Annotated in this window: 26 protein-coding genes and 1 pseudogene; 11 read left to right on the forward strand and 16 right to left on the reverse strand. The window is 45.2% G+C overall.

Annotation, left to right across the window (positions count from 1 at the left end):
- Window positions 1-11 precede the first annotated feature (11 nt).
- Window positions 12-350, reverse strand: coding sequence for a P-II family nitrogen regulator (locus DXE33_RS07260; RefSeq protein ID WP_114639296.1), 339 nt, complete (start codon window positions 348-350; stop codon window positions 12-14).
- A 25-nt stretch (window positions 351-375) separates the two neighbouring features.
- On the reverse strand, window positions 376-1,248 hold the full coding sequence (locus tag DXE33_RS07265) for a TorF family putative porin (RefSeq protein WP_114639297.1): 873 nt from the start codon (window positions 1,246-1,248) through the stop codon (window positions 376-378).
- A gap of 262 nt (window positions 1,249-1,510) precedes the next feature.
- On the opposite strand from DXE33_RS07265, the gene DXE33_RS07270 reads away from it, so the two are divergent.
- Window positions 1,511-1,768, forward strand: a complete 258-nt coding sequence (locus DXE33_RS07270) for an accessory factor UbiK family protein (protein ID WP_114639762.1) — start codon at window positions 1,511-1,513, stop codon at window positions 1,766-1,768.
- A gap of 12 nt (window positions 1,769-1,780) precedes the next feature.
- Here the strand turns inward: DXE33_RS07270 and DXE33_RS07275 are convergent, their stop codons facing one another.
- The 7 genes from DXE33_RS07275 to DXE33_RS07305 are packed head-to-tail and all read right to left on the reverse strand — an operon-like array spanning window position 1,781 to window position 6,469.
- Window positions 1,781-2,356 (reverse strand): hypothetical protein, encoded by a 576-nt coding sequence (locus DXE33_RS07275; protein WP_231970493.1) that lies wholly within the window; start codon window positions 2,354-2,356, stop codon window positions 1,781-1,783.
- 1 nt (window position 2,357) lies between these two features.
- Window positions 2,358-3,368, reverse strand: coding sequence for a lipoyl synthase (gene lipA, locus DXE33_RS07280; protein WP_114639299.1), 1,011 nt, complete (start codon window positions 3,366-3,368; stop codon window positions 2,358-2,360).
- Window positions 3,365-4,009: a lipoyl(octanoyl) transferase LipB gene (gene lipB / locus DXE33_RS07285; protein ID WP_114639300.1), complete on the reverse strand. Its 645-nt coding sequence runs from the start codon at window positions 4,007-4,009 to the stop codon at window positions 3,365-3,367. Before lipB ends, lipA begins: the two co-directional genes overlap by 4 nt.
- Before the next feature lie 9 nt (window positions 4,010-4,018).
- Complete coding sequence (locus tag DXE33_RS07290; RefSeq protein ID WP_114639301.1) at window positions 4,019-4,285, reverse strand: YbeD family protein; 267 nt, start codon at window positions 4,283-4,285, stop codon at window positions 4,019-4,021.
- Window positions 4,286-4,302: 17 nt separating this feature from the next.
- Complete coding sequence (locus DXE33_RS07295; RefSeq protein ID WP_114639302.1) at window positions 4,303-5,019, reverse strand: alpha/beta hydrolase; 717 nt, start codon at window positions 5,017-5,019, stop codon at window positions 4,303-4,305.
- A gap of 30 nt (window positions 5,020-5,049) precedes the next feature.
- Window positions 5,050-5,358, reverse strand: a complete 309-nt coding sequence (locus DXE33_RS07300) for a (2Fe-2S) ferredoxin domain-containing protein (protein ID WP_114639303.1) — start codon at window positions 5,356-5,358, stop codon at window positions 5,050-5,052.
- 28 nt (window positions 5,359-5,386) lie between these two features.
- The gene (locus DXE33_RS07305; protein WP_114639304.1) at window positions 5,387-6,469 is read right to left on the reverse strand and encodes a VanZ family protein; all 1,083 of its coding nucleotides are present in this window, start codon (window positions 6,467-6,469) and stop codon (window positions 5,387-5,389) included.
- Between the two features lie 37 nt (window positions 6,470-6,506).
- On the opposite strand from DXE33_RS07305, the gene DXE33_RS07310 reads away from it, so the two are divergent.
- Window positions 6,507-7,304 carry a biotin--[acetyl-CoA-carboxylase] ligase gene (locus tag DXE33_RS07310; RefSeq protein WP_114639305.1) on the forward strand — a complete coding sequence of 266 codons (798 nt, stop codon included), beginning with the start codon at window positions 6,507-6,509 and terminating at the stop codon, window positions 7,302-7,304.
- On the forward strand, window positions 7,301-8,110 hold the full coding sequence (locus DXE33_RS07315) for a type III pantothenate kinase (RefSeq protein WP_114639306.1): 810 nt from the start codon (window positions 7,301-7,303) through the stop codon (window positions 8,108-8,110). The genes DXE33_RS07310 and DXE33_RS07315 overlap by 4 nt, the downstream gene beginning before the upstream one ends.
- Before the next feature lie 11 nt (window positions 8,111-8,121).
- On the opposite strand, the gene rfaE2 is transcribed toward DXE33_RS07315, so the two are convergent.
- On the reverse strand, window positions 8,122-8,610 hold the full coding sequence (rfaE2, locus tag DXE33_RS07320) for a D-glycero-beta-D-manno-heptose 1-phosphate adenylyltransferase (protein WP_114639307.1): 489 nt from the start codon (window positions 8,608-8,610) through the stop codon (window positions 8,122-8,124).
- A gap of 89 nt (window positions 8,611-8,699) precedes the next feature.
- Here rfaE2 and DXE33_RS07325 point away from each other — a divergent pair, with 89 nt between their 5' ends.
- The 6 genes from DXE33_RS07325 to DXE33_RS07345 all read left to right on the forward strand — a co-directional run bounded on the left by DXE33_RS07325 (window position 8,700) and on the right by DXE33_RS07345 (window position 13,514).
- Window positions 8,700-9,281 carry a glutathione peroxidase gene (locus tag DXE33_RS07325; RefSeq protein ID WP_174222300.1) on the forward strand — a complete coding sequence of 194 codons (582 nt, stop codon included), beginning with the start codon at window positions 8,700-8,702 and terminating at the stop codon, window positions 9,279-9,281.
- Window positions 9,278-10,666 (forward strand): NAD(P)/FAD-dependent oxidoreductase, encoded by a 1,389-nt coding sequence (locus DXE33_RS07330; protein WP_114639309.1) that lies wholly within the window; start codon window positions 9,278-9,280, stop codon window positions 10,664-10,666. The genes DXE33_RS07325 and DXE33_RS07330 overlap by 4 nt, the downstream gene beginning before the upstream one ends.
- The gene (locus tag DXE33_RS07335; protein WP_114639310.1) at window positions 10,667-11,452 is read left to right on the forward strand and encodes a DUF1365 domain-containing protein; all 786 of its coding nucleotides are present in this window, start codon (window positions 10,667-10,669) and stop codon (window positions 11,450-11,452) included.
- Between the two features lie 86 nt (window positions 11,453-11,538).
- Entirely contained in the window at window positions 11,539-11,934 is a 396-nt protein-coding gene (locus DXE33_RS10585) for a hypothetical protein (RefSeq protein ID WP_331851807.1), read from the forward strand.
- Between the two features lie 12 nt (window positions 11,935-11,946).
- Entirely contained in the window at window positions 11,947-12,741 is a 795-nt protein-coding gene (locus DXE33_RS10590) for a cyclopropane-fatty-acyl-phospholipid synthase family protein (protein WP_331851808.1), read from the forward strand.
- Entirely contained in the window at window positions 12,738-13,514 is a 777-nt protein-coding gene (locus tag DXE33_RS07345; protein ID WP_114639311.1) for an SDR family NAD(P)-dependent oxidoreductase, read from the forward strand. Before DXE33_RS10590 ends, DXE33_RS07345 begins: the two co-directional genes overlap by 4 nt.
- A gap of 27 nt (window positions 13,515-13,541) precedes the next feature.
- On the opposite strand, the gene DXE33_RS07350 is transcribed toward DXE33_RS07345, so the two are convergent.
- Genes DXE33_RS07350 through argS form a run of 3 tightly spaced genes read right to left on the reverse strand, consistent with a single transcriptional unit; the run spans window position 13,542 to window position 16,542 of the window.
- Entirely contained in the window at window positions 13,542-14,186 is a 645-nt protein-coding gene (locus DXE33_RS07350) for a thiol:disulfide interchange protein DsbA/DsbL (protein WP_114639312.1), read from the reverse strand.
- Between the two features lie 5 nt (window positions 14,187-14,191).
- A complete protein-coding gene (locus DXE33_RS07355; RefSeq protein WP_231970431.1) occupies window positions 14,192-14,812 on the reverse strand; it encodes an SPOR domain-containing protein in 621 nt (206 codons plus the stop codon).
- A gap of 35 nt (window positions 14,813-14,847) precedes the next feature.
- The gene (gene argS, locus DXE33_RS07360) at window positions 14,848-16,542 is read right to left on the reverse strand and encodes an arginine--tRNA ligase (protein WP_408634204.1); all 1,695 of its coding nucleotides are present in this window, start codon (window positions 16,540-16,542) and stop codon (window positions 14,848-14,850) included.
- 68 nt (window positions 16,543-16,610) lie between these two features.
- Here argS and DXE33_RS07365 point away from each other — a divergent pair, with 68 nt between their 5' ends.
- A complete protein-coding gene (locus DXE33_RS07365; RefSeq protein ID WP_114639314.1) occupies window positions 16,611-16,928 on the forward strand; it encodes a DUF1840 domain-containing protein in 318 nt (105 codons plus the stop codon).
- On the opposite strand, the gene metH is transcribed toward DXE33_RS07365, so the two are convergent.
- A complete protein-coding gene (gene metH, locus DXE33_RS07370) occupies window positions 16,925-19,675 on the reverse strand; it encodes a methionine synthase (RefSeq protein ID WP_114639315.1) in 2,751 nt (916 codons plus the stop codon). The genes DXE33_RS07365 and metH overlap by 4 nt on opposite strands.
- Complete coding sequence (locus DXE33_RS07375) at window positions 19,672-20,736, reverse strand: homocysteine S-methyltransferase family protein (protein WP_114639316.1); 1,065 nt, start codon at window positions 20,734-20,736, stop codon at window positions 19,672-19,674. Before DXE33_RS07375 ends, metH begins: the two co-directional genes overlap by 4 nt.
- Before the next feature lie 70 nt (window positions 20,737-20,806).
- Here DXE33_RS07375 and DXE33_RS07380 point away from each other — a divergent pair, with 70 nt between their 5' ends.
- The gene (locus tag DXE33_RS07380) at window positions 20,807-21,262 is read left to right on the forward strand and encodes a PhaM family polyhydroxyalkanoate granule multifunctional regulatory protein (RefSeq protein WP_114639317.1); all 456 of its coding nucleotides are present in this window, start codon (window positions 20,807-20,809) and stop codon (window positions 21,260-21,262) included.
- Here DXE33_RS07380 and DXE33_RS07385 read toward each other — a convergent pair.
- A pseudogene (locus DXE33_RS07385) lies at window positions 21,168-22,254 on the reverse strand (MBL fold metallo-hydrolase). The gene DXE33_RS07380 and the pseudogene DXE33_RS07385 sit on opposite strands and share 95 nt — an antisense overlap.
- Window positions 22,255-22,267 lie beyond the last annotated feature (13 nt).

The raw sequence follows: 22,267 nt of genomic DNA on the forward strand, positions 1-22,267 counted from the left end.
TGAACCTCTCTTTAAAGTGCTGACGCGCCGGTTTCACCGGTGCGAATACGAATGACGTGCTCAACTGGAGAGACAAAAATCTTGCCGTCACCAATCTTGCCAGTACGCGCTGATTTTTCAATTGCTTCAATTGCGCGCTCCAAGATGCCATCTTCAACAGCAGCTTCAATTTTTACTTTAGGTAAAAAATCCACAACATACTCAGCACCGCGATACAGCTCGGTGTGACCTTTTTGACGACCAAAGCCTTTAACCTCAGTGATAGTAATGCCCGAAACTCCCACTTCTGAGAGAGCTTCGCGCACTTCGTCAAGCTTGAAAGGCTTGATGATTGCGGTAATTAATTTCATGTGTTTCTCCGTTCAGAGGTGGAAATTAGAAAGTTTTGGTTAAGGAAATTAATCCTGTTGATTTACCTAGGTTTTTACCCTGTGGACTGACATAGGAATAGGCGCCTTGCACTGTTACCGCATTAGTTCCAACATAAGCGATTGCAGCTGATAAACCACCCCCCCCCAAAAAATCTTTAGTCACACCCAATTTCCAGTCTGTATAGCTGAAGAGGGTATTGTTACTCAAGATAGAGCTGTAGCTACCCTGAGAGGCTTGATTGCCAGCAACATATTGATAACCAATGTGTCCATTTAGAGCTAAGCTCCAAACACCAGTGTCATAGTTCAACGTCAAATCAGGGTAGTAAAACCCTGAAGAATTCACATTGCCGAATAGTGTGCTGATGGCATATGAAATCTTACCGAAACCTGTTACTGGCCCAAAGGTAAAGTTCTGAGCAACATAAAGCTCTGTAGTATTTGGATTGACCATATTTGCAGTAGTTGTCAAACCGCTAGTTGGATAGTAGTACTGCAAAATACCCAAATCTGAAGCAAAACCTTCGCCAAGCCATTCTTTCTTAACGCCAGCATAGAAATCCATTTCGATTGGCGCAGAAACAGATTTACCAGTATTGATATAAGCGTTATCTCCAACCCAGCTAATTGAACTATTCCAGTTACCGATGTAGAAACCGCTCTCATGAGCATAATCAAAACCACCTTGAATAGCAGGCTTAAAGTTAGATTGACTGATACCGCGATAACGATAGTCATTTACAACGGTTACGTTCGCTGTGATTGGGCTAGCCTCTGGCGCTTCAGCAGCCTCTTCAGCAAATACTGAAGAGCAAGCCAAGCCGCTTAGCAATGCAACTGCGGCAGCAGAGATTGCTTTCTTGTGCAAAGTTTTCATACTTAACTCCTTACGGTTGTAATAAAAAAATGGGTTGAATGCTTATTGCATGGAGTGATATTGAAGGGGTGCGCCAATTGGCAACGGCCCCCATTCCCCGAATTAATGCCTATGCACTTATTTGGTGCAATTAAGTGCACTACTTTTGTGAATTGTGGGGATATTTTCCATTTTTCAGCCATTGGAACAGTTTTTAATGGCTCAACATAAAATAGCAATGTGTATCTTTTATGCAACTTTAATTAGGCCTAAAAACCCCATCATGCAAAAACCAAGCGAAATTCTGGAGCAAGTACAACGGATTGCTAGCGATATGCAAAGCAAAGTAAGCGATGTCATTCGCAACTCTCCAGCACATGAAATTGAAAAGAATGTGCGGACAATGATGAATCAAGGTTTTCAGAAAATGGATTTAGTCACTCGTGAAGAATTTGAACTACAAAATAAAGTACTTGCCAAAACTAGAGAGAAATTAGAGGCGCTTGAGGCAAAAGTTGCTGCGCTAGAAAAAACGCAGTAATTTTTCAGAGTTTCACTCTGGGTAAAACTCATTGAAGAAGTTTGCATATTCTTCTTTGGTTAGCAATAGCTTTGCATCGATCGAATCTCGATTGGTATGTAATACTGAAATCTGATACACAAACATAGCACCACTATCAGACAGTCGAGTGATCCAGCGTACTCGCATTGTTTGCTGAACCTTGCCATTTTCAACAAAGCTAATTAAATGGTCTTTGATAGGAAGAAGCTGATGATTGGTGGTTTGATATACCCCGTCTTCAGCAACAACCAAACCACCTTCAGCTTTCGCTCTTTCTAGTAAGTTAGCCTGCAATTGAGCAACAATGCTCGGGGTCAAAGCGGCTTGTTTATTTGTTAGCTTAATCGTACTGATGGAGTAAATATCATCATCAATTTTGAGGGCTTCAAGCGTCTGTGCGAGCCCTTGATCTTGATAAGTAGTTTGGCGATTAATCTTCTCAGGCTTTCCCGGAAAGAGTGCTGTGTAATGTTGATCCGGAGACTGTACGGTTCGCCAATTTAGCTTGGGACTGCAAGCTGCGAGTAAAACAAAAGTTAGCGCCAGAGCACCAGCCTTTACAACCATCTTAGACAACGCCTGCTCCATGCGCTTGTTGATCTGCGTGATAGCTAGATCGCACCATAGCACCCACAGCGGCGTGCGAGAAGCCCATTTCATAGGCCTTTTTTTCAAACATTTTGAATACATCAGGATGAACATAACGCTGAACTGGCAAGTGGTGGCCAGAGGGCGCCAGGTATTGGCCGATAGTTAACATATCAATATTGTGTTCACGCATATCGCGCATCACTTCCAAAATTTCTTCATCTGTTTCCCCTAGGCCCACCATCAAACCACTCTTCGTTGGAATATGGGGAAAGCGCTCCTTAAATTCTTTTAGCAACTTCAAAGAATGTAGGTAATCAGCCCCTGGCCTTGCTTGCTTGTATAAACGAGGCACTGTTTCCAAATTATGATTCATGACATCTGGCAAACCGCTTGGGGCATGCTCGGCAAAGATGTCTAAAGCCTTATCTAAACGCCCTCGAAAATCAGGAACCAGAACTTCAATGCGAGTGCTTGGCGATAGGCTTCTGGATTGAGAAATGCAATCAACATAATGCAGTGCGCCACCATCACGCAGATCATCACGATCCACGCTGGTAATCACTACATAATTGAGTTTGAGCGCAGCAATTGTTCTCGCTAAGTTAGCGGGCTCTTTAACATCGAGCGGATCAGGCCTTCCATGCCCAACATCACAGAAAGGGCAACGACGCGTACATTTATCACCCATGATCATGAATGTCGCAGTACCTTTACCAAAGCACTCACCGATATTTGGGCAACTGGCCTCTTCGCAAACAGTGACTAATTCATTTTCACGCAAAATCTTTTTGATTTCATTAAAACGAGAATTGCCAGATGCAGCTTTTACTCGAATCCAATCGGGCTTCTTCAAAACTTCTTCAAGCGGGACAATTTTGATTGGAATGCGCGCAGTCTTCTCGCTTGATTTTTGCTTGCGAGTGGCGTCGTACTCAAGATCTTGGCGGTCTTGAATTGACTCCTTGATGTCAGTTTTATTTATGGTCATGTTGGCATGATTTGCTTTTGCAAATACTGCAAAAGCTTTTGGCTAATAGTGTCTATATTGTCCCTGATCCCAAGGGTTTGCATATCCACCGTCTTTAAGCCCTCATAACCACAAGGGTGGATGCGTGCAAAAGCCTCCAAATCAGTGCCTACATTCAATGCTAAACCATGATAGGAGCAACTTTTGGAAACCTTGAGCCCTAGGGCGGCAATTTTTGCCCCAACCCATTCGGAGGAGATCCCCGCTTGTTCGGAGACATAAATTCCTGGGGCCCCCGGTTTTCTCTCAGCCTGAATTTCAAAATCTGCCAGAGTATCAATGACCGATTGCTCAATCCGAGACACCAGCTCTTTGACAAAAATTCTGAGGCGCTTTAGATCAAGCAAGAGATAAACCACAATCTGACCTGGACCGTGATAAGTAATTTCGCCTCCGCGATCTACTTGCACCATTGGGATTTGATTACTGGGCGAGTGAAGATTACTCGCATCTCCAGCCAATCCTAGAGTGAAGACCGGAGGGTGCTCTAATACCCATATTTCATCTGGCGTATCACTATTTCGTTCTTTGGTAAAAACGCGCATGGCCTCATACGTAGATTCATAATCAGCCAATCCAAGGTGCTTTATTAAAACCGTCATGAAATCAAATTACAAAACAACACTAACTAATGGATGCGTAGATAGGGTGCGATAGAGCTCATCTAATTGTTCACGGCTAGTTGCGGTAATAGGCAAGGTAATTCCCAAATAATTTCCATCCTTAGATGGTCTTTGCTCAACCTTGCTCTCATCAAACGTTGGATCAAACTGCTTAGCAATGTGAATAATTGCGGGCAAATATTCCGGATTGCTTTTTCCCATAACCTTAATAGGAAAAAGAGATGGGTACTCAATCAGTGATTTTTCTTCAGCCATAATTTTTGATCGCTCTCTTAATTTTTACGAAGGTCTGGCATGCCTAACCAAGCACCAGAAATAATATTGCGAATGCAATGCAAACGACGATGGAAGAAGTGATCTGCACCGGGAACCACCTGGACCGTTAGTTCCTGTGGGCGCGCCCAATCTAAGACATCAATAAGTGGAATGGTTTCATCTAACTCACCATGGATCAAAATCGTATCAGCAGGCACTTGGGCAAGCGTCCACTTCCCAGCTGCGCTTCCAACCATTACCAGGCGCTCAGCTGGTCGGCCAAGCTCTGCAAGCCTTTGAACTAAATGACTTCCGACAAAACTGCCAAATGAGAAACCAGAAACTACCAAGGGTAAAGTGTTCGCTGCAGCCGTCCAAGATTGGTTGGCTGTTGCCTCAAACTGCAACCAACTTGATGGTGTTTGCATCCACTCAGTCACGTAAAGCAAGTCTTCTAATTCACCGATACCATCGTCATGAACACCAGCAGTCCCTCCAACGCCACGAAAATTGGGTCGCACACTAACATAACCCAACTGATTAAATGCGCGTGCCATCGTTTGGGCAACTTTGTTGTCCATCGTACCACCCATCAGGGGATGAGGATGTGCAACCAAGGCTAGCCCACGAACTGCAAATGCTGGATCATTTTTTAATTCATCTGGAAAATCAATGGACATCTCCATTGGCCCGACTAAACCATCAATGTGAATAATTTTGTTACGGCTATTCATGAAGGAAGCTTTCAACAATAACTAAAGTTATTACGATAATTGCAGACGCTCAACAGGATGTCCATGAATGAGATGGGATTGAATAATTTCTTCCACATCCCCTGTATCAACTAATGTGTACCAAATGCCTTGGGGATAGACCACCATGACTGGACCATCAGCACAGCGGTCTAAGCAACCCGCTTTGTTAACGCGAATCTTTCCAGGGCCAGATAAGCCCAGTTCTTTGACTCTATTCTTAGCGTACTCAAATAACGCAAACGCGTTGTGCCGATCACAACAATCTTCGCCATTACTACGCTGATTTAAACAAAAAAATAGGTGGTATGAAAAGCTCATAGAAAAATTATATTCATCAATACTTCGATTACAGATCTCTTGTATTTCGCAACATCCAAATAAACGCCATTGGCAACCACATCACAGATACCCACTGCATCAGATCATTAAAATGCAGTAGTCTTCCCTGATGCCAATGTCTTAACGTAAGGATGAAATAGGGATTATCGGGCAATAAATTAATCAGGATGGTTGCGGTTAGCAAACAGATAAATGCCAAACCGTATTTGACCTTGATCGAGAAACGTAAGACCCAACGCAAAATCAGTGTTGCTAAAAGCATCCCCCAACATGCGCCTGTAGTAAGCCAAATCAAGCTAAATTCCCCACCAAACTGAAGCGCAGTGAATAAAATTTTTAACAATACGGTGATACCCAATAGCCCGTTAAGAATTTGCCATTGAGGAGCCTTTGCACGCATGCCCAAGGATAGTAAAAGAGCCACGCCCACCCAACAAAGGCCAGTAATTAGGGTTTCTTGAACCATTTGATTAATCACCGTTGTGCCCCAGTCGATTGAACCAAATGCAACGTGACCCCAAACCCCCACTCCCAGCCATGAACTTTGCGGATAAATCTGCGACCAAGGAAACAATAAACAAAGCGCGCAGGTTGCCCAATTCAAACCAAACCATTGGTCAAAACGTCTACGAAGCGCACTTCCTGAAAGCCATTGAGGCCCCAGTGGAATTGCGAGCAAGCCACCCAATAAGCCACCAAAACCATTGGCCCACCAATCCATCAAGCTTGGGATGCGAGTTGGCAACCAAGTTTGCAATGACTCCACACTAAATGCCAAAAGCGCACTCAATCCAAAGGCAATGGCTAATGCGACGAAATTACGCCATCGTGGATAGGCAGCAAAGACCACTAAAAATCCAAATGGAATATAGGCCAAGATATTTACTGATACATCAAAAAGAGTGATGAAGCGTGGCAAAGGGGCATCTAACCAAGCCATAGGTGAGATGCCATTTTGAAAATCAAAGTCAAATGGATTGAGGCTTACATACACAATCAGTAAGGCATACATTAAGCCAGTTGCCCTAGCCAAAGGCATGGCCTGCAGGGGCCATGTCAATTTACGCGGACGCTGATGTTTTTGGTGCATTCCACAATTCTAGGTCAGACCTTTCTACAATGGCTAAATGACTGCCAATTGCACACTTGAACGTGTTGCTGAAACTAGATCTACCAATGACGATCTATTGGAGCGCTGGCGCTCGGGACAGCTAATTGACCCAGTAGCCCGTATTGCCCATAAGCAGACTGCTGGTAAGGGCCGTGCGGGTCGCGTATGGCTTGCAAATCCCGAGGATTCCATCTGTTTTTCCTTAGCCTTTCCATTTCGTAGAAGCCCGGCCGAGCTTAGCGGCCTCAGTCTGCTGGCAGGAATTGCCGTTATCGCAGGAATTGCAAAAGCTTGTAGTCTCAGCCAAGCTCAGCTGCATGACTTGGGCCTACGCCTGAAATGGCCCAATGATTTACTACTTAATAATGCAAAACTGGGTGGGATATTGATTGAAGGGGGTCAATCCAAAGTAGGAGATCCTACGTGGATGATTATCGGGATTGGGCTCAACTTGCGTAACGCGCGTGCGATCGAAATGAATTTAAATCAAGGCGACCTCAAAGTTAGCTCACTAGAGACCCTTCTTCAAGGCCATGCAACACTGCCTGAGGGGGACTATTTGTGGCTGACGCTTTTAGATTCATTAGAGCAGCACCTCAAACTATTTGATGAGCAAGGGTTTGGTTTTTATCAAGCTGAGTGGATGAAATGGGATGCTTTTGCAAATGAAAAAGTATGCATCTTTGGATCAGGAAAGGAATCTATCCATGGAATTGCAAAAGGCGTTGATTCCACTGGCGCCCTACTAATCGAGCGAGAAAATAAAACGATCGTAATTTATGCTGGTGATGTATCCCTGAGGAATCAATCGTGAGTATTTATTTAATATTTGATGTGGGCAATACACGCCTGAAGTGGGCCTCCGTTGAATCCACTCAACAACCAGCAGATCAACAAAAAAAGTTGTGGGCCTACTCGGGATCTATCGGCAGCAAATCTTTAACGTCTGCCGAGCATCGAGCCGAGTTGGCAAACTATATTGCAAAGACATTGCCAAAACCCAGTCTAATTGGGTTTAGTTGTGTTGCTGGAAGTGAGGCGATTACTAACCTCAAATTACTTTTTCCGCAGTGGTCAGATGTCCCTTGGAAGCAACTGAGCGGTGATAGCGCCTATGATGGCATTCGCACTCTTTACCAAGACCCTAGCAAGCTAGGAGCGGATCGCTGGGCTGCCATTATTGGAGCGCGTGCGTTATCCAAAACCACCACTCTCATAGTTAATGCTGGCACAGCGACGACCATTGATTTACTGGGCTCAAATGGTGTGCACTACGGCGGTTGGATTTTGCCTGGCCTAGGATTGATGCAAAAAAGTCTAGAGGATAACACCGCACAACTGCCTTTAGCGGTTCGAGAAAATGAACGCCATGGCTTTGGTAAATCAACCAATGATGCCATTATTGGCGGATGTGATGCCGCGCAAATAGGCGCCATTCAATATGCACTCGAGATTGCAAAAGAAATGCATCAACCAGTAGAAAAAATTTGGCTCGATGGCGGCAATGCAAAAATTTTGGCCGCGCAATTAAAACAATCAGGCATATTAAATGCAATTACCTTTGAACCAATCGAGGGTTTAGTTCTGCGTGGTGTATGGGCTTGGCTAATTCAGAGCTAGCCAAAAACCCCTTAAGAACGAATTTTTCCCAAGAGCTTAGTAGTAGACCGCTCATATATAAATGGGATTGCAATGGCTTTGCCACCCCATGTTTTTACTAACTGCGTCTCTGCGAGCGCATCGATCTCATAATCTCCACCCTTAACATAGATATCTGGCCGAATTTTTTCAATCAGATTGACTGGGGTCTTCTCAGCAAATAGAACTACCATATCAACACTCTCAAGAGCCGCCAATAGAGCCTGACGATCTGCCTCAGAATTAATCGGTCGATCATCACCTTTACCCAGCATCTTGACTGAAGCGTCTGAGTTCACGCCCACCATAAGGCTCGCTCCTAAAGCACGCGCCTGAGCCAAATAACTTGCATGTCCTCGATGCAAGATATCAAAGACCCCATTTGTAAAAACTAGGGGGCGCGGCAATTGAGCGACACGAGCCTCCAGCTGCTCTAAAAGGCAAACCTTAGACTCAAAAGAGGGTGATGACAATGAGCTCATATTGCAATATTAATGGCTTTCGCTAATGCCCTGCGATATTACCCAGAATGTCTTAGACTTGGCACTCCAAACCCATTAAAAGGCGCAGTATGTTCCGCTTAATGTCTTTATGCTTATCTGGCTGGCTTTTTGTCTTTTTACTACTAGCGCCCAGTATCCAGGCTGCTAATGCAGCGCCCAACTGCAGTCCACTGCTTTCACATACTTTTCCGCGCCTGCAAGATGAGGCCCCCCAAAATCTATGTCAATACCAAGGCAAGGTGATTTTGGTAGTCAATACAGCTAGCTTTTGCAGTTTTACAAGCCAATACGAAGGCCTTGAAAAGATTTATGCCAAATACAAAGATAAGGGCTTCGTAGTGCTCGGCTTTCCTTCCAACGATTTTGGACAACAAGAGCCTGGTAGCAATAAAGAAATTGCAGACTTTTGCAAAAACACTTATGACGTCAAGTTCCCCATGTTTGCGAAGAGCACTGTTTCTGGAAACAATCCAAATCCGCTCTTCAAAATGTTGATTGGCAAAACAGGAACTACTCCAAAATGGAACTTTTATAAATACTTAATCGACCGGAACGGCAACGTTATTGATTCTTTTGGAAGCATGACTAAACCAACCAGTAGCAGTATTACTGAAGCAATTGAGAAGCTCTTAGGAGAAAAAGCGCAGTGAGCAAAAATAGAATTGCCATAATTGGCGCCGGAATTTCTGGCCTAGGCTGTGCATATGCATTACGGCAACACCAGGAAATTGATGTGACAGTATATGAAGGCGGCGACCATATTGGTGGCCACAGTAATACCGTTGATTTCAATTGCAAGATCGGAAATAAAGAAATCACTCATGGTGTTGATACTGGCTTTCTCGTATTCAATCGCAAAACTTATCCGCGCTTAGTCAGACTATTTGAAGAAATTGGCGCGCCAGTTGCCCCATCTGAAATGTCGTTTTCTGTATCGATTGATGTTTCTGAAAAAAATCCAGCTCATCCAAAAATTGAATGGGCCGGAAACGATCTCAATTCATTCTTTGGGCAAAGATCTAATCTACTCTCAGGCTCTTTTTGGCGCATGGCGTATGACATCTTGCGCTTTAATCGCTCAGCTACCAAGCTTGCACAGGAACAAATTGATGCAGGCCATCATTACAAGCAACCGGATGAAACCATTGCTAAGTTCTTAGATCGAAATCGTTTTAGTCAAAGCTTTAGAGAGAATTACTTTCTACCAATGATTGGGGCTATTTGGTCATGCTCAGTCGAGCAGATGTTGGAATTTCCGATTCAGACCATGATTCGCTTTTGCCACAATCATGGTTTATTACAAATCCAAAACCGGCCACAGTGGCTCACCATTCAAGGTGGCTCCAGAGAGTATGTCAAACGCATTGTGAGCGAACTCACCAAGCACCACGTCGCCATCAAACGAGAATCTGTACTTCGTGTAAATGCGGCTCAAGATGAAAGTTCACAAATGGAAGTAATTACACCCTCAGGGTCTGTATGGTTTGATGAAGTGGTGATGGCGTGCCATAGCGATCAGTCCCTAGATCTTGTGCATGGCATCAATCAAGAGGCCAGAAATATATTGGCAGCAATTCCTTACCAAAAGAATCGTGCCATTTTGCATACTGATACGCGCTTTTTGCCAGCAGCAAAACGTTGTTGGGCGGCCTGGAACTACACTGCCAAGTCTGGAACTGCGCCTTCCTCTAAGCAACATGTGAGCGTAAATTACCTTATCAACCGCTTACAACCATTACCAAATGAGCTGGCAAATACCCAAATTATTGTTAGCCTAAATCCATCAACTGATCCTGATCCACGTTTAGTGCATCAAGAAATTCATTACTCTCACCCAGTATTTGATATGAGCGCTATTCAGGCGCAACAGGAATTGCCACTCATCCAGGGAAGCTCTTCTATGTGGTACTGCGGCGCCTGGACTGGCTTTGGATTTCATGAGGACGGCTTACGATCTGGCGAATTAGTAGCAGAAGCATTAATTGAGAGCATTCGCTCCCCACTCAAATCGACGCCAGCACAAGATACGCAGTAAATGAATCAGGCAAAGATTAACTTTGGGGTGGTAAAACATCGGCGGATAAGGCCTGCTGATAATTCATTTGGGTATGGCGTATTTACCGTATCCATCCCAATGCGCTCTCGCAAAGAAAATCCAAACCTCTTAAGCAATTTCGGGCTCAAAGATAATCGATTGGGTCTCTTTTCATTCTTTGACAAAGATCATGGTCAAGGAGGAGTTGGTAGCCTCGCATGGATTGAAAATATTTTGCGCGAACATCGCCTTGGAAATATTGATGGTGAGATTTGGCTACAGACCTTCCCCAGAGTCTTGGGTTATGTCTTTAATCCTGTGAGCTTTTGGATTTGCACGAGAGCAGACGGCAAGGTTCAAGCTGTCCTAGCCGAAGTCAATAACACCTTTGGTGAGCGACACTGCTATTTATTACACAAGGACTCTGGTGAACCGCTCCAGTCTGGTGAGACACTTTCGAGCAATAAAGTATTTCATGTATCGCCTTTTTGCGAGGTACGCGGGGAGTATCACTTTCGCTTTTTATTTACCCAAGATAGCCAATCTAAAAAAAATTCTGTTGCCCGTATTGAGTTACACGAAGATGGGCAACCCTTAATCAATACCAGCGTTAGCGGGCTTAGTCGTCCACTGACACATTCGGCACTGTATTTAGCCTTTCTTCGCTACCCGCTCATGAGTCTTGGTGTTATCTTTAGAATTCACTGGCAAGCATTAAAATTATGGCTAAAAGGTGTACCCTTTCACTCAAAGCCCAAACCACCAGAATTCGAAATCAGCCGATGAATCGCCCTGGACAAACGCTGCTCTCGCGACTTAATTTCTCGAGACCACAAGTATTAACTCAGCAATCGCCTCAATATAAGCTTAGCGTGCAATCGCTATTGGGTATTTTGTCAAAACTTCAGAGTGGACATCTCACACTCACACTACCTAATGGTGAGCTTAAAGAGTTTGGCAAACGCACAGATTCTTTAAATGCAGATATTCAAATCTTGGATTGGTCTGTCTTCAAGCAAGTCATGTCTCATGGTGATATTGGTTTTGCAGAAAGTTATATTCGCGGTCAGTGGAATACTTCGGATTTAAAAGCCCTCTTAGAGCTTGCGATACGCAATCGCACGACTCTTGAAAAAGCGATTTATGGTAACTGGCTTGGATCTACCGTCTATCGTATTAAGCACTGGCTTAGAGATAACTCCAAAGCTGGCAGCCGCAAGAATATCCATGCCCACTATGACCTTGGCAATGCCTTCTACAGCCTCTGATTAGATCCGACTATGAGCTATTCCAGTGCCTGGTTCTCGGAAGGCGATAAACAAAGTCTGAGAGATGCCCAGCGCGCCAAAATTAGACGTATTTTGCAATCCCTACAAACCAAGCCTGGAGACCATATTCTGGAAATAGGTTGTGGCTGGGGTGGAGTGATGGAAGAGGCTCTCCTAAGTGAACGAGCGATTACCGGTCTTACTCTTTCCACTGAACAAAAGGCTTTTGCAGAGGAACGACTGAGCAAAATTAACCAACAATTAAGCAATCCAAAACGATTTGAACTTCGCCTTCAAGACTATCGGGATTGTAAAGAGCAGTTTTCTGGAATCGCTTCTGTAGAAATGTTCGAAGCTGTTGGTGAAAAGCATTGGCCTGAGTATTTCCGAACCATTGCCAAATGTTTAAAGTCAGGCGGTAAGGCATGCATCCAAACCATTGTGATTGCTGAAGAGTTGTTTGATCGTTATCGTCACAATACAGACTTTATCCAGCAATATGTTTTCCCTGGAGGAATGCTCCCTTCGCGCGCTAGCTTTAAAGCGTGTGCAGCTAAAGCAGGCTTACAAATTGAAGATGAATTTGCATTTGGTAAAGACTACGCCAAGACCTTGTGCCTCTGGCGCGATAGCTTTAACCAGAAATTAGAGGAAGTTCGCCAACTGGGTTTTGATGAGGCGTTTATCAGACTTTGGAACTTCTATCTCATGTACTGTGCGGCTGGATTTTCAGAGCACAATATTGACGTGGTGCAGTTCACTCTGAGCCATCAAACTACATCATCCCCGGACATGTCAACACCATGAAACAAAGCGGCATCAGCACTTATTCAGGAAAACGTGTTTGGCTAATTGGCGCATCAAGTGGCATCGGTGAGGCCTGTGCCAAATCCCTGATTGGGCAAGGCGCTAAAGTTGCCCTCTCGAGCAGAAGAATTGAGCGTTTAAATAGCATTGCCCAGCAAGCTGACGTCAATCAAACCATGGTTATTCCGCTAGATGTAACGAATCATGAACAGCTAAGCAATGCATATCAAGCGATTATCAATACTTGGGATGGCATCGATATATTACTCTTTGTATCTGGAGTCTATGTACCCTTACGTGCGGATCACTTTGATTACAAGATTGCTGAACAGACCATCAATGCCAACTTGCTTGGACCAATGCGCGCCACAGCAATAGTATTACCCGACATGCTCTCAAAGCATAGCGGTCATATTGCGATTGTTGGAAGTGTTGCAGGATACAGCGGCTTGCCTAAGGCACTGGCTTATGGCCCAAGTAAAGCGGCTATCATCAATTTTTGTGAAACGCTGTACTATGATTTGCTCCCCACTGGGGTTAGCGTACATATGATTTCACCAGGGTTTGTTGCGACCGAAGCGACCGCCCAAAATGACTTTGAGATGCCTGCACTGATTAGCGCGAGCCAAGCAGCTACTGAAATTTTGAAGGGCATGCAAAAGGGAGAATTTGATATTCACTTTCCTAAACGATTCTCAGGGTTCTTAAAGTTCCTCAGAATCCTGCCCTATCCAATCTACTTCTGGATTGTGCGTCGTTTCGTTCGAATCTAATCAGCAACGCGCAGTAGAGTAAATTTGCTATTTGTATTTATCTTTGCGAATTTTTTCTTCGAGATAATCCATAACCGTAATTGCTTTAGCTTTAGTGCCTGCAATGGAAGGTGAAGTGACGTATTTACCCTGCATCACAATTGTTGGAACACCATCAATACGATAAGCTTCGGATAACTGACGGGCATTTCTGGCTTTAGATACCACTGCAAAAGAACGATAGGTCGCCAAGAATGTGTTTCGATCGATACCTTGAGAAGCTGCCCAATCCGCAATTTCTGACTCGGCAAGGAGGCGCTTATTTTCTTTATGCATGGCGTACATCACCTTCTCATTTAAGGCGTCACCTTTGCCCATTGCTTCCAGCGTATAAAACAATTGGCTATGCGGTAAAAAGTCATCACGAAACGCCACTGGTACCCTTTTAAATACCACGTCTTTAGGCTGGCGCTTTACCCAGCTGCTGAGCTCTGGCTCAAAGTCGTAGCAATGCGGGCAGCCGTACCAAAAGAATTCGATCACTTCGACTTTGCCCTTAGTTTCTACTGGCTGAGGAACAGGCAGGATGCGATAGTCAAAACCTTCTTTTATTTTTTGTGCCTGTGCACTAGTAATGCCACATAAAATTGTGAATACGAATAAGGTAAATACTCTTTTGCTCAATGAGATCATGATGTTTATTTGCTAGATTTAATGAGAGCAGCTTTAATGCCCATGCCATTTAATTTATCGCGCGCAGGATTGCTTTCTTCTACGCTGCTATATGGACCAGAACGAACACGCCACAGTGTATTGCCGTCACTGGTCACTTCGCTTAATTGCGTTTGAATCCCCTGAATAGCTAAGGCGGCCTTTTGTGCATCGGCATCTGTGCGTTTATTAAATGCCCCTACTTGTAAAAAATAGACGATCTCTCCCTTGGGTGATGTTGGAGCAGTCGTATCGGCAGACTTCTTACCATTGACTAAATCACCAATTGGGTCTGATGTTGCAGGCTCAAGTGCCTTACCCTGCAAAGGCTTATTTAAATCAGGCTGCTCAGCTGAAGCTGCGGAATCGCCCTCAGTTGGGGTGGCAGAAGGCTTAATCGTTAAAGGTAAATTTGGTGCACGAACTCCCGGCCTTTCTTGAGGAGTATTTTTGGAAAGGTAAAACGCAATCATGAATGCAATACCCAAACCGACACCCAGGCCAACAATAAAACCCAAGATAGTGCCGCCCCGTTGCGAATTGCTCTGCACAAGGCTATGGTCATCGCGCTTCATGAAGCCAGCTTGTTGATTCGGTTTTGTCATCATTTCCTCATCTTACCTATTCACTTCATACTTTGCTACTACATCTTCGCCGGTGACGACACCCCTAATACTCTAAGGCCATTTTGCAAGACTTGACGGGTAGCTGAGAGCAAGGCCAGACGCGCCAATTTGAGATCTTGATCGTCGACCAACACACGATCAGCGTTATAGAAAGTATGGAAATCACCGGCTAAATCACGCAAATAAAATGCTAGTGCATGCGGTGCCAATTCTGCTGCTGCATCAGTCAGCACTTCTGGATATTCAGCCAAACGTCTGAGTAAATGATCGGAAGCTATACTTTGCAATAAAGAAAGATTTGCAATAGCAAGCTCGGATGTTTGACCACCCCATTGCTGCAAGATAGAGCAAATACGAGCATGTGCATACTGAACATAGAAAACTGGATTTTCATCGTTTTGCTGCAAAGCTAAATCAACATCAAATACGAACTCGGTATCTGCTTTACGAGAGATCAAGAAAAAGCGCACAGCATCACGGCCGCGCTGTAAAGCCAATTCTCTTTCTGCCGTTGTCATCTCAGGAGTAACGCCACCTGACCACTCCACCAAATCACGCACAGTGACATAAGAGCCAGCGCGCTTAGAAATTTTGACTTCCTCGCCATGACGCATGACAGTCACCATCTTATGCAGAACGTAATCTGGATAAGTTTTCGGGATATCCCAACCACGCTTTTGGGCTACCCCCTGCAGACCTGAGCGGACACGAGCAATCGTTCCATGGTGATCACTACCTTGTACGTTAATAACTTTTTGAAAGCCACGATTCCATTTGCTGGTGTGATATGCCACATCAGGAACAAAGTAGGTAAAACTACCATCCGACTTACGCATCACACGATCTTTATCATCACCATCGTCAGTAGTCTTAAGCCATAAAGCACCCTCAGACTCATAGGTCTTGCCAATGCTCTGAAGCTCATCAACAATTTTGGCAACACTACCATCGGTATATAAAGAGGACTCAAGGTAATAGCAATCAAATTTGACGCCAAATGTTTTAAGGTCAATATCCTGCTCATTACGCAGGTACGCAACTGCAAACCGGCGAATCGCTTCTAGGTCATCGCTAAACTGAGGAGAGGACTTAAATGCTGCAGCAATCTCAGCAATGTACTCACCGTTATAAGCCTGCTCTGGCCAGCTAGCATCACCAGGTTTAAAGCCATGCAAACGCGCTTGGACCGAGAGTGCTAAATTGGCAATTTGCACTCCAGCATCGTTGTAATAAAACTCACGATGTACTTTGATGCCTTGGGTAGCTAATAAATTGGCTAATGCATCACCCAGTGCAGCCTGTCTGCCATGCCCTACATGTAAGGGACCAGTAGGATTAGCTGAAACAAACTCAATCATGGCGCTAGCAACTGGGCCACTGCCTTGGGCGAATTCACCAAAGCGCGATCCTTGAACCAAAATCTCTCCAACTACTGCCGTTTTTGCAGCGTTAGTTAAACGGAAATTAATAAATCCAGGACCGGCAATTTCACAAGATGCAATCAACTGCTCAAAGCCCGCTTGCTGTTGTAAACGCTCAACTAGAGCTTGGGCTAATTCGCGAGGATTTAACTTCCAAGCCTTGGAAAGTTGCAGCGCAATATTGCAGGCGACATCGCCATGATCAACGGCCTTAGGACGCTCTAGACGGGGCGTTGGCGCCTTAATAAGCCCACGCTCCTGGGCAAGACTCAGGAGGGCAGCGCCCAGCATTTCAATTAAACGATTTTTATTATTCAGCAACATAGATAAGTGAGTTTATCAGGTGGTAAGCTATTGAAATGATCTATCAATTCCGCTCAAAAGCTGGTCCGGACGTCATCATGTTGGCCGACCTGACCCAGAGAATCTTTGATATTTTGGGGCGAACTTTGGAACCGAGGGGCATCCTCACCGAAGAGCAGCTACCCGCTCTCATTACAGCGCTAGAAACAGCGATCCTACAAGACTTGGAAGAACGCTCCAAAGCAAAAAATGAAGCAGATGAAGCAACGGAAAAGCCCAAACTGGCAGACCGACTCGGTCAAAGAGCTTATCCATTCCTTGAGCTGATGAAGCAAGCTAAAGCCAAAAATGAACCTGTAATGTGGGGTGTTTAATCAATCAAGCTGGCTAATTGACAGCGAACCTCTTCTACAGATTGACCGCGGCGCTTAGCCAAATCCTTAACCTGGTCATCCGACAATTTACCGACATTGAAATATCGTGCATCAGGATGCGCTAAATAAAAGCCGCTCACGCTAGAAGCAGGATTCATCGCCATTGACTCTGTCAGAGTCATGCCAATATCTTCCGAACCAATCACCCTGAGTAAGTCTACTTTTACTTCATGTGCTGGACAAGCTGGGTAACCAGGAGCAGGACGAATACCGCGATACTCCTCGTTAATCATTTGGTCGTTCGTCAAAATCTCATCAGATGCATAACCCCATAAATCAGTGCGAACACGATGATGCATCAGCTCTGCAAATGCTTCGGCCAGACGATCAGCTAAAGCCTTCAACATAATGGCGCTGTAGTCATCATGCTTAGCCTGAAATTCAGCAACCTTCTTTTCAACGCCGTGACCAGTCGTTACAGCAAAGCAACCTAAATAATCTGCTACTCCAGAATCTTTTGGTGCAACGTAATCTGCCAAGCATCGGTTTGGTCTACGTAGACCATCCACTACCGGACGCTCTGCTTGTTGGCGCAAGTTATGCCAGACAAAGAGCGGGCGCTCACGCGCTTCATCGCTGTAAAGCACAATGTCGTCACCAATTGCATTAGCTGGGTAAAAAGCCACCACTGCATCAGCTTGTAACCATTGGCCTTTGATCAGCTTATCCAATAAGACCTGAGCATCAGCATAGAGTTTGCGAGCCTCAACGCCAATGATCTCATCATCTAATATCGCTGGAAACTTACCTGCCAAGTCCCAAGTTTGGAAGAATGGCGTCCAGTCGATGTACTTGGCAATATCGCTTAATGCAAAATTTTTAAAGACGCGTCGCCCAATAAATTTTGGCTTCTCAGGAACGTAAGCAGACCAATCGATCATCTCGCGATTTTTGCGAGCAGCTTCTAATGAAATAATTGGTGCAGCCTTCTTATTAGCGTGCTGTTCACGAATGCGCACATAGTCATCGCGCAAGTCTTGAATAAATTTTTTAGCACTCTCATCAGAGAGCAAGCTTGAAGCTACCGATACAGAGCGGGAAGCATCAGGCACATAGACCACCGGACCATCATAGTGGGGCGCAATCTTGACTGCAGTATGAACCCGCGAGGTAGTAGCTCCGCCAATCATAAGTGGAATCTGACGTTCACGGAAATAATCGTCGCGTTGCATTTCTTGGGCAACATACGTCATCTCTTCAAGCGATGGCGTGATTAAGCCAGATAACCCAACGATATCAGCCTTTTCTTCCTTGGCGCGCTTCAGGATTTCTGCGCAAGGAACCATGACCCCCATATTAGCTACTTCAAAGTTATTACATTGCAGCACAACAGTAACAATATTTTTACCAATGTCATGCACGTCGCCTTTGACCGTAGCCATGACAATCTTGCCTTTAGCCTTAGCCTCACCGCCTGCCGCAATATGTTGGCGCTTTTCTTCTTCAATATAGGGAATCAGAATGGCAACCGCCTGCTTCATGACTCGCGCACTCTTGACGACCTGCGGCAAGAACATTTTTCCAGCGCCGAATAAATCGCCGACGACATTCATCCCGTCCATGAGTGGGCCCTCAATCACTTCAATCGGTCTACCACCCGAGCCCATGATTTCTGAGCGCAACTCTTCAGTATCTTCTTCAATGAATGTAGTTATGCCATGAACCAATGCATGCGCTAAACGCTCACGGACAGGCGCATCACGCCATGCTAAATTTTCTACTTGCTTAATACCGTCACCCTTAAATTGATCAGCAATAGCTAATAAACGCTCAGTAGGCGTTTGCCCATCTTTTTCTCTAAAGCGATTAAGCACCACATCTTCTACGCGTTCGCGCAACTCTGGATCAAGATCTGCATAAACACCTAACTGACCGGCATTGACGATACCCATATCCATGCCCGCTTGAATGGCGTGATACAAAAATACTGTATGAATCGCCTCACGTACTCGATCATTACCCCGGAATGAGAAGCTGACGTTGGAAACGCCACCGCTTACTTTGGCACCAGGAAGGTTCTCTTTAATCCAGCGAGTAGCGTTAATGAAATCAACAGCGTAGTTATCGTGCTCTTCAATACCAGTTGCGATGGCAAAGATATTGGGATCAAAAATAATGTCCTCAGCAGGAAAGCCGATTTCATTTACCAAAATCTCATAACAACGCTGACAAATTTCTATCTTGCGCTGAAAGGTATCTGCTTGACCAAGCTCATCAAAGGCCATCACTACGGAAGCTGCGCCATAACGGCGAATTAGGCGAGCCTGCTTGCGAAAAGGCTCTTCACCCTCTTTTAAAGAAATCGAATTGACAATCGGTTTACCTTGAATGCATTTCAAGCCAGCTTCAATGACACTCCATTTTGAGGAATCGATCATGATTGGAACGCGAGCAATATCAGGCTCGGAGGCGATGAGATTAAGAAAGCGAGTCATAGCCGCCTCAGAATCCAGCATCGCCTCATCCATGTTGATATCAATTACCTGGGCACCGTTTTCAACTTGTTGACGAGCAACTGCCAGCGCCTCATCAAATTGATTATTTAAAATCATGCGGGCAAATGCTTTAGAGCCAGTGACATTAGTACGCTCACCAATATTGACAAAGCCAATATCGGCAGTAACGTTAAATGGCTCAAGACCAGAAAGCTTCATCGCTGGCATCGCCTTTTTATCTGCCTTGCTCATGATGTAACCTCTGGGTTTTCACGATAGAAAGCACGTGGCTGACGTTTAGCAACCGCATTGGCGATTGCACGAATATGGATTGGTGTAGTGCCGCAGCAACCGCCAACCAAATTGACTAAACCATCTTTTGCAAAACCATCCACTAGACTTGAAGTAATTTCTGGAGTCTCGTCAAAGCCGGTATCACTCATTGGGTTAGGCAAGCCAGCATTAGGATAGCAAGAAACTGCCGTATCGCAGATACGTGCCAACTCAGCAATATAAGGACGCATTAAGGCGGCACCTAATGCACAGTTCAAACCAAAGGTGAGCGGCTTAATATGACGCAAGCTGTTCCAAAATGCTTCAACTGTTTGGCCAGACAAAATACGCCCAGAGGCATCAGTAACTGTTCCAGAAATCATTACTGGCAAACGCTCACCAGTCTCTTCAAAAAATTCATCAAGGGCAAACAACGCCGCTTTTGCATTAAGCGTATCGAAAATGGTTTCAACAAGAAATAAATCGACACCCCCTGCAAATAGGCCTTCAATTTGCTCGCGATAAGAGGCACGTAATGCATCAAAAGTCACATTGCGGGCACCTGGATCATTTACATCTGGGGAAATACTGGCAGTCTTTGGTGTTGGTCCAATTGCGCCAGCAGCAAAGCGAGGTTTGTCCGGCGTGGCGTACTTATCACAGGCAGCACGAGCTAATTTTGCAGAGACTTCGTTCATCTCACGCGCCAAGCCTGCCATTTTGTAATCTTCTTGGGCAACTGAAGTGGCGCCAAAAGTATTAGTCTCAATAATGTCTGCACCTGCATCCAAATATTGCTCGTGAATCTTGCTAATAATTTGTGGCTGCGTCAAAACGAGCAACTCGTTGTTACCTTTTACGTCCCCAGGATGATCAGCAAAACGAGAATTGCCGGGTAAGCCGCGGTAGTCAGCCTCAGTTAGCTTGTGCTGTTGGATCATGGTTCCCATGGCGCCATCCAGAATGAGGATACGCCGCTTTAACAACTCGGGAAGCGCCTGACCGCGGGTATAAGGCTGGGATAAACCATTAAATTGCATCGCAGAACCGGTATTAATCTCTAGAATCCCTTATTCTATTGGAAATAGCCACTTTTACGCGGAGCCTTCTATGTTTGGAACCATTCCAGAATTCAATCAAAGCCTTGAGATGTTCAAAACAATGTGGGGCCAAGGAGCGGCGGCTCAAGCAGGACAATTTCCCTTCACTACAGACGCTTCTAAGGCCGCTGGGGGCTTTAGCTCAGCTTTCCCTGGCATGGATATAGAAGAATTAGAAAAACGCATTAAAGACCTAAAAAGCGTTGAGAATTGGCTAAATCTCAATCTCAATATCCTCAAATCAACTATTCAGGGTCTTGAGGTACAGCACGCTACGATGATGGCGCTCAAATCTTTCGGCGACGCCGTATCAGCAGCGAACGCAGCCGCTACTGCACCTCAGGAAAAATCGGAAACCAAATCCAGCAGCGTCAAAGCGACGCCACGGAAAACCGCAAAACGCCGTCCTCGCAAAGTCGGCGATCCAACTTTCCTCGACGAAGTAGGTAATTCAGATGGGCAATAGCTTCGCCCATGGCAAAAGTCAGTTGGTGAATATCTAATTCTCGCTTAAATAGAACCGGCACTATTTCACGCGCAGTTGCTGGTTCTTTACATGCGCCAAGCGCTTCTGCCAAGCGCTCCTCATGGTGCGCATTGAGCTGGGCAATTCGCGGCTTCATCCCAGTAAAAGGTTTGCCATGCGAAGGCAAGACCAGAGTGCCATCAGGTAAAGGTAAATATTTTTCAAGTGATTGCAAATACAAACCTAAAGGGTCTGCATCCGGATCAGCATCATAGACACTGACATTGGTAGAGATGCGAGGCAACAGCATATCTCCCGAAATTAAAACGCCTAGATTCTTACAATACAAGGAGGCATGCTCAGGCGCATGGCCAAAGCCCATGATGACTGTCCAAGTGTTTGCACCAATCAAAATGTTTTCACCATCCAGAATACGTCGATACTGCCGTGGCACTCCTGGCACCATATTGCTGTAGTAATTTGAGCGCGCCCGTATTTTTTCTAGATCCTCTGGTGCGGTTAAGCCATGTCTTTGAAAGTGATCTGCAGAACCTCCACTACCGGCACGGGCACCAACGGCAATGCCACCCTCTTTGCAACTGAGCCACTGAGCGGTTAAATAATCTGTCATCGAAATCCAAAGTGGCACATTCCATTTTTCACAAAGCCACTGAGTCAAACCTATGTGATCCGAATGCATGTGGGTCACAATCACACGCAATACTGGCAGGCCCTGCAGCTGACTTGCAAACACTTGCTCCCAAGAGGCTTTGGTGTCTTCATTCGCAATACCGCAATCCACAATAGTCCAACCAGAAACCCCATCAATCTCATCACGCAGGAGCCAAAGATTGGTCTAGAGCAAATGGTTGGCGCATTCTGAGCCAGCGAACTCCTGGAGCCACTTCAATGCTACTTCCTGCAGACGGAAGCGAGTCACCTAAGGGATAATGAATAGCGCTTTCACCAGCGTAGAATTTTTGAGTGCTCATGATCTAGGTTTAT

Source organism: Polynucleobacter necessarius, from assembly GCF_900096765.1.
Lineage (GTDB): Bacteria > Pseudomonadota > Gammaproteobacteria > Burkholderiales > Burkholderiaceae > Polynucleobacter > Polynucleobacter necessarius_F.

What these genes read in the sequence shown, in the direction of transcription:
- DXE33_RS07260 (WP_114639296.1), bottom strand. Translation starts at nt 350, where the DNA reads ATGAAATTAATTACCGCAATCATCAAGCCTTTCAAGCTTGACGAAGTG.
- DXE33_RS07265 (WP_114639297.1), bottom strand. Translation starts at nt 1,248, where the DNA reads ATGAAAACTTTGCACAAGAAAGCAATCTCTGCTGCCGCAGTTGCATTG.
- DXE33_RS07270 (WP_114639762.1), top strand. Translation starts at nt 1,511, where the DNA reads ATGCAAAAACCAAGCGAAATTCTGGAGCAAGTACAACGGATTGCTAGC.
- DXE33_RS07275 (WP_231970493.1), bottom strand. Translation starts at nt 2,356, where the DNA reads ATGGTTGTAAAGGCTGGTGCTCTGGCGCTAACTTTTGTTTTACTCGCA.
- lipA (WP_114639299.1), bottom strand. Translation starts at nt 3,368, where the DNA reads ATGACCATAAATAAAACTGACATCAAGGAGTCAATTCAAGACCGCCAA.
- lipB (WP_114639300.1), bottom strand. Translation starts at nt 4,009, where the DNA reads ATGACGGTTTTAATAAAGCACCTTGGATTGGCTGATTATGAATCTACG.
- DXE33_RS07290 (WP_114639301.1), bottom strand. Translation starts at nt 4,285, where the DNA reads ATGGCTGAAGAAAAATCACTGATTGAGTACCCATCTCTTTTTCCTATT.
- DXE33_RS07295 (WP_114639302.1), bottom strand. Translation starts at nt 5,019, where the DNA reads ATGAATAGCCGTAACAAAATTATTCACATTGATGGTTTAGTCGGGCCA.
- DXE33_RS07300 (WP_114639303.1), bottom strand. Translation starts at nt 5,358, where the DNA reads ATGAGCTTTTCATACCACCTATTTTTTTGTTTAAATCAGCGTAGTAAT.
- DXE33_RS07305 (WP_114639304.1), bottom strand. Translation starts at nt 6,469, where the DNA reads ATGCACCAAAAACATCAGCGTCCGCGTAAATTGACATGGCCCCTGCAG.
- DXE33_RS07310 (WP_114639305.1), top strand. Translation starts at nt 6,507, where the DNA reads ATGACTGCCAATTGCACACTTGAACGTGTTGCTGAAACTAGATCTACC.
- rfaE2 (WP_114639307.1), bottom strand. Translation starts at nt 8,610, where the DNA reads ATGAGCTCATTGTCATCACCCTCTTTTGAGTCTAAGGTTTGCCTTTTA.
- DXE33_RS07325 (WP_174222300.1), top strand. Translation starts at nt 8,700, where the DNA reads ATGTTCCGCTTAATGTCTTTATGCTTATCTGGCTGGCTTTTTGTCTTT.
- DXE33_RS07335 (WP_114639310.1), top strand. Translation starts at nt 10,667, where the DNA reads ATGAATCAGGCAAAGATTAACTTTGGGGTGGTAAAACATCGGCGGATA.
- DXE33_RS10590 (WP_331851808.1), top strand. Translation starts at nt 11,947, where the DNA reads ATGAGCTATTCCAGTGCCTGGTTCTCGGAAGGCGATAAACAAAGTCTG.
- DXE33_RS07345 (WP_114639311.1), top strand. Translation starts at nt 12,738, where the DNA reads ATGAAACAAAGCGGCATCAGCACTTATTCAGGAAAACGTGTTTGGCTA.
- DXE33_RS07350 (WP_114639312.1), bottom strand. Translation starts at nt 14,186, where the DNA reads ATGATCTCATTGAGCAAAAGAGTATTTACCTTATTCGTATTCACAATT.
- DXE33_RS07355 (WP_231970431.1), bottom strand. Translation starts at nt 14,812, where the DNA reads ATGATGACAAAACCGAATCAACAAGCTGGCTTCATGAAGCGCGATGAC.
- argS (WP_408634204.1), bottom strand. Translation starts at nt 16,542, where the DNA reads ATGCTGGGCGCTGCCCTCCTGAGTCTTGCCCAGGAGCGTGGGCTTATT.
- DXE33_RS07365 (WP_114639314.1), top strand. Translation starts at nt 16,611, where the DNA reads ATGATCTATCAATTCCGCTCAAAAGCTGGTCCGGACGTCATCATGTTG.
- metH (WP_114639315.1), bottom strand. Translation starts at nt 19,675, where the DNA reads ATGAGCAAGGCAGATAAAAAGGCGATGCCAGCGATGAAGCTTTCTGGT.
- DXE33_RS07375 (WP_114639316.1), bottom strand. Translation starts at nt 20,736, where the DNA reads ATGCAATTTAATGGTTTATCCCAGCCTTATACCCGCGGTCAGGCGCTT.
- DXE33_RS07380 (WP_114639317.1), top strand. Translation starts at nt 20,807, where the DNA reads ATGTTTGGAACCATTCCAGAATTCAATCAAAGCCTTGAGATGTTCAAA.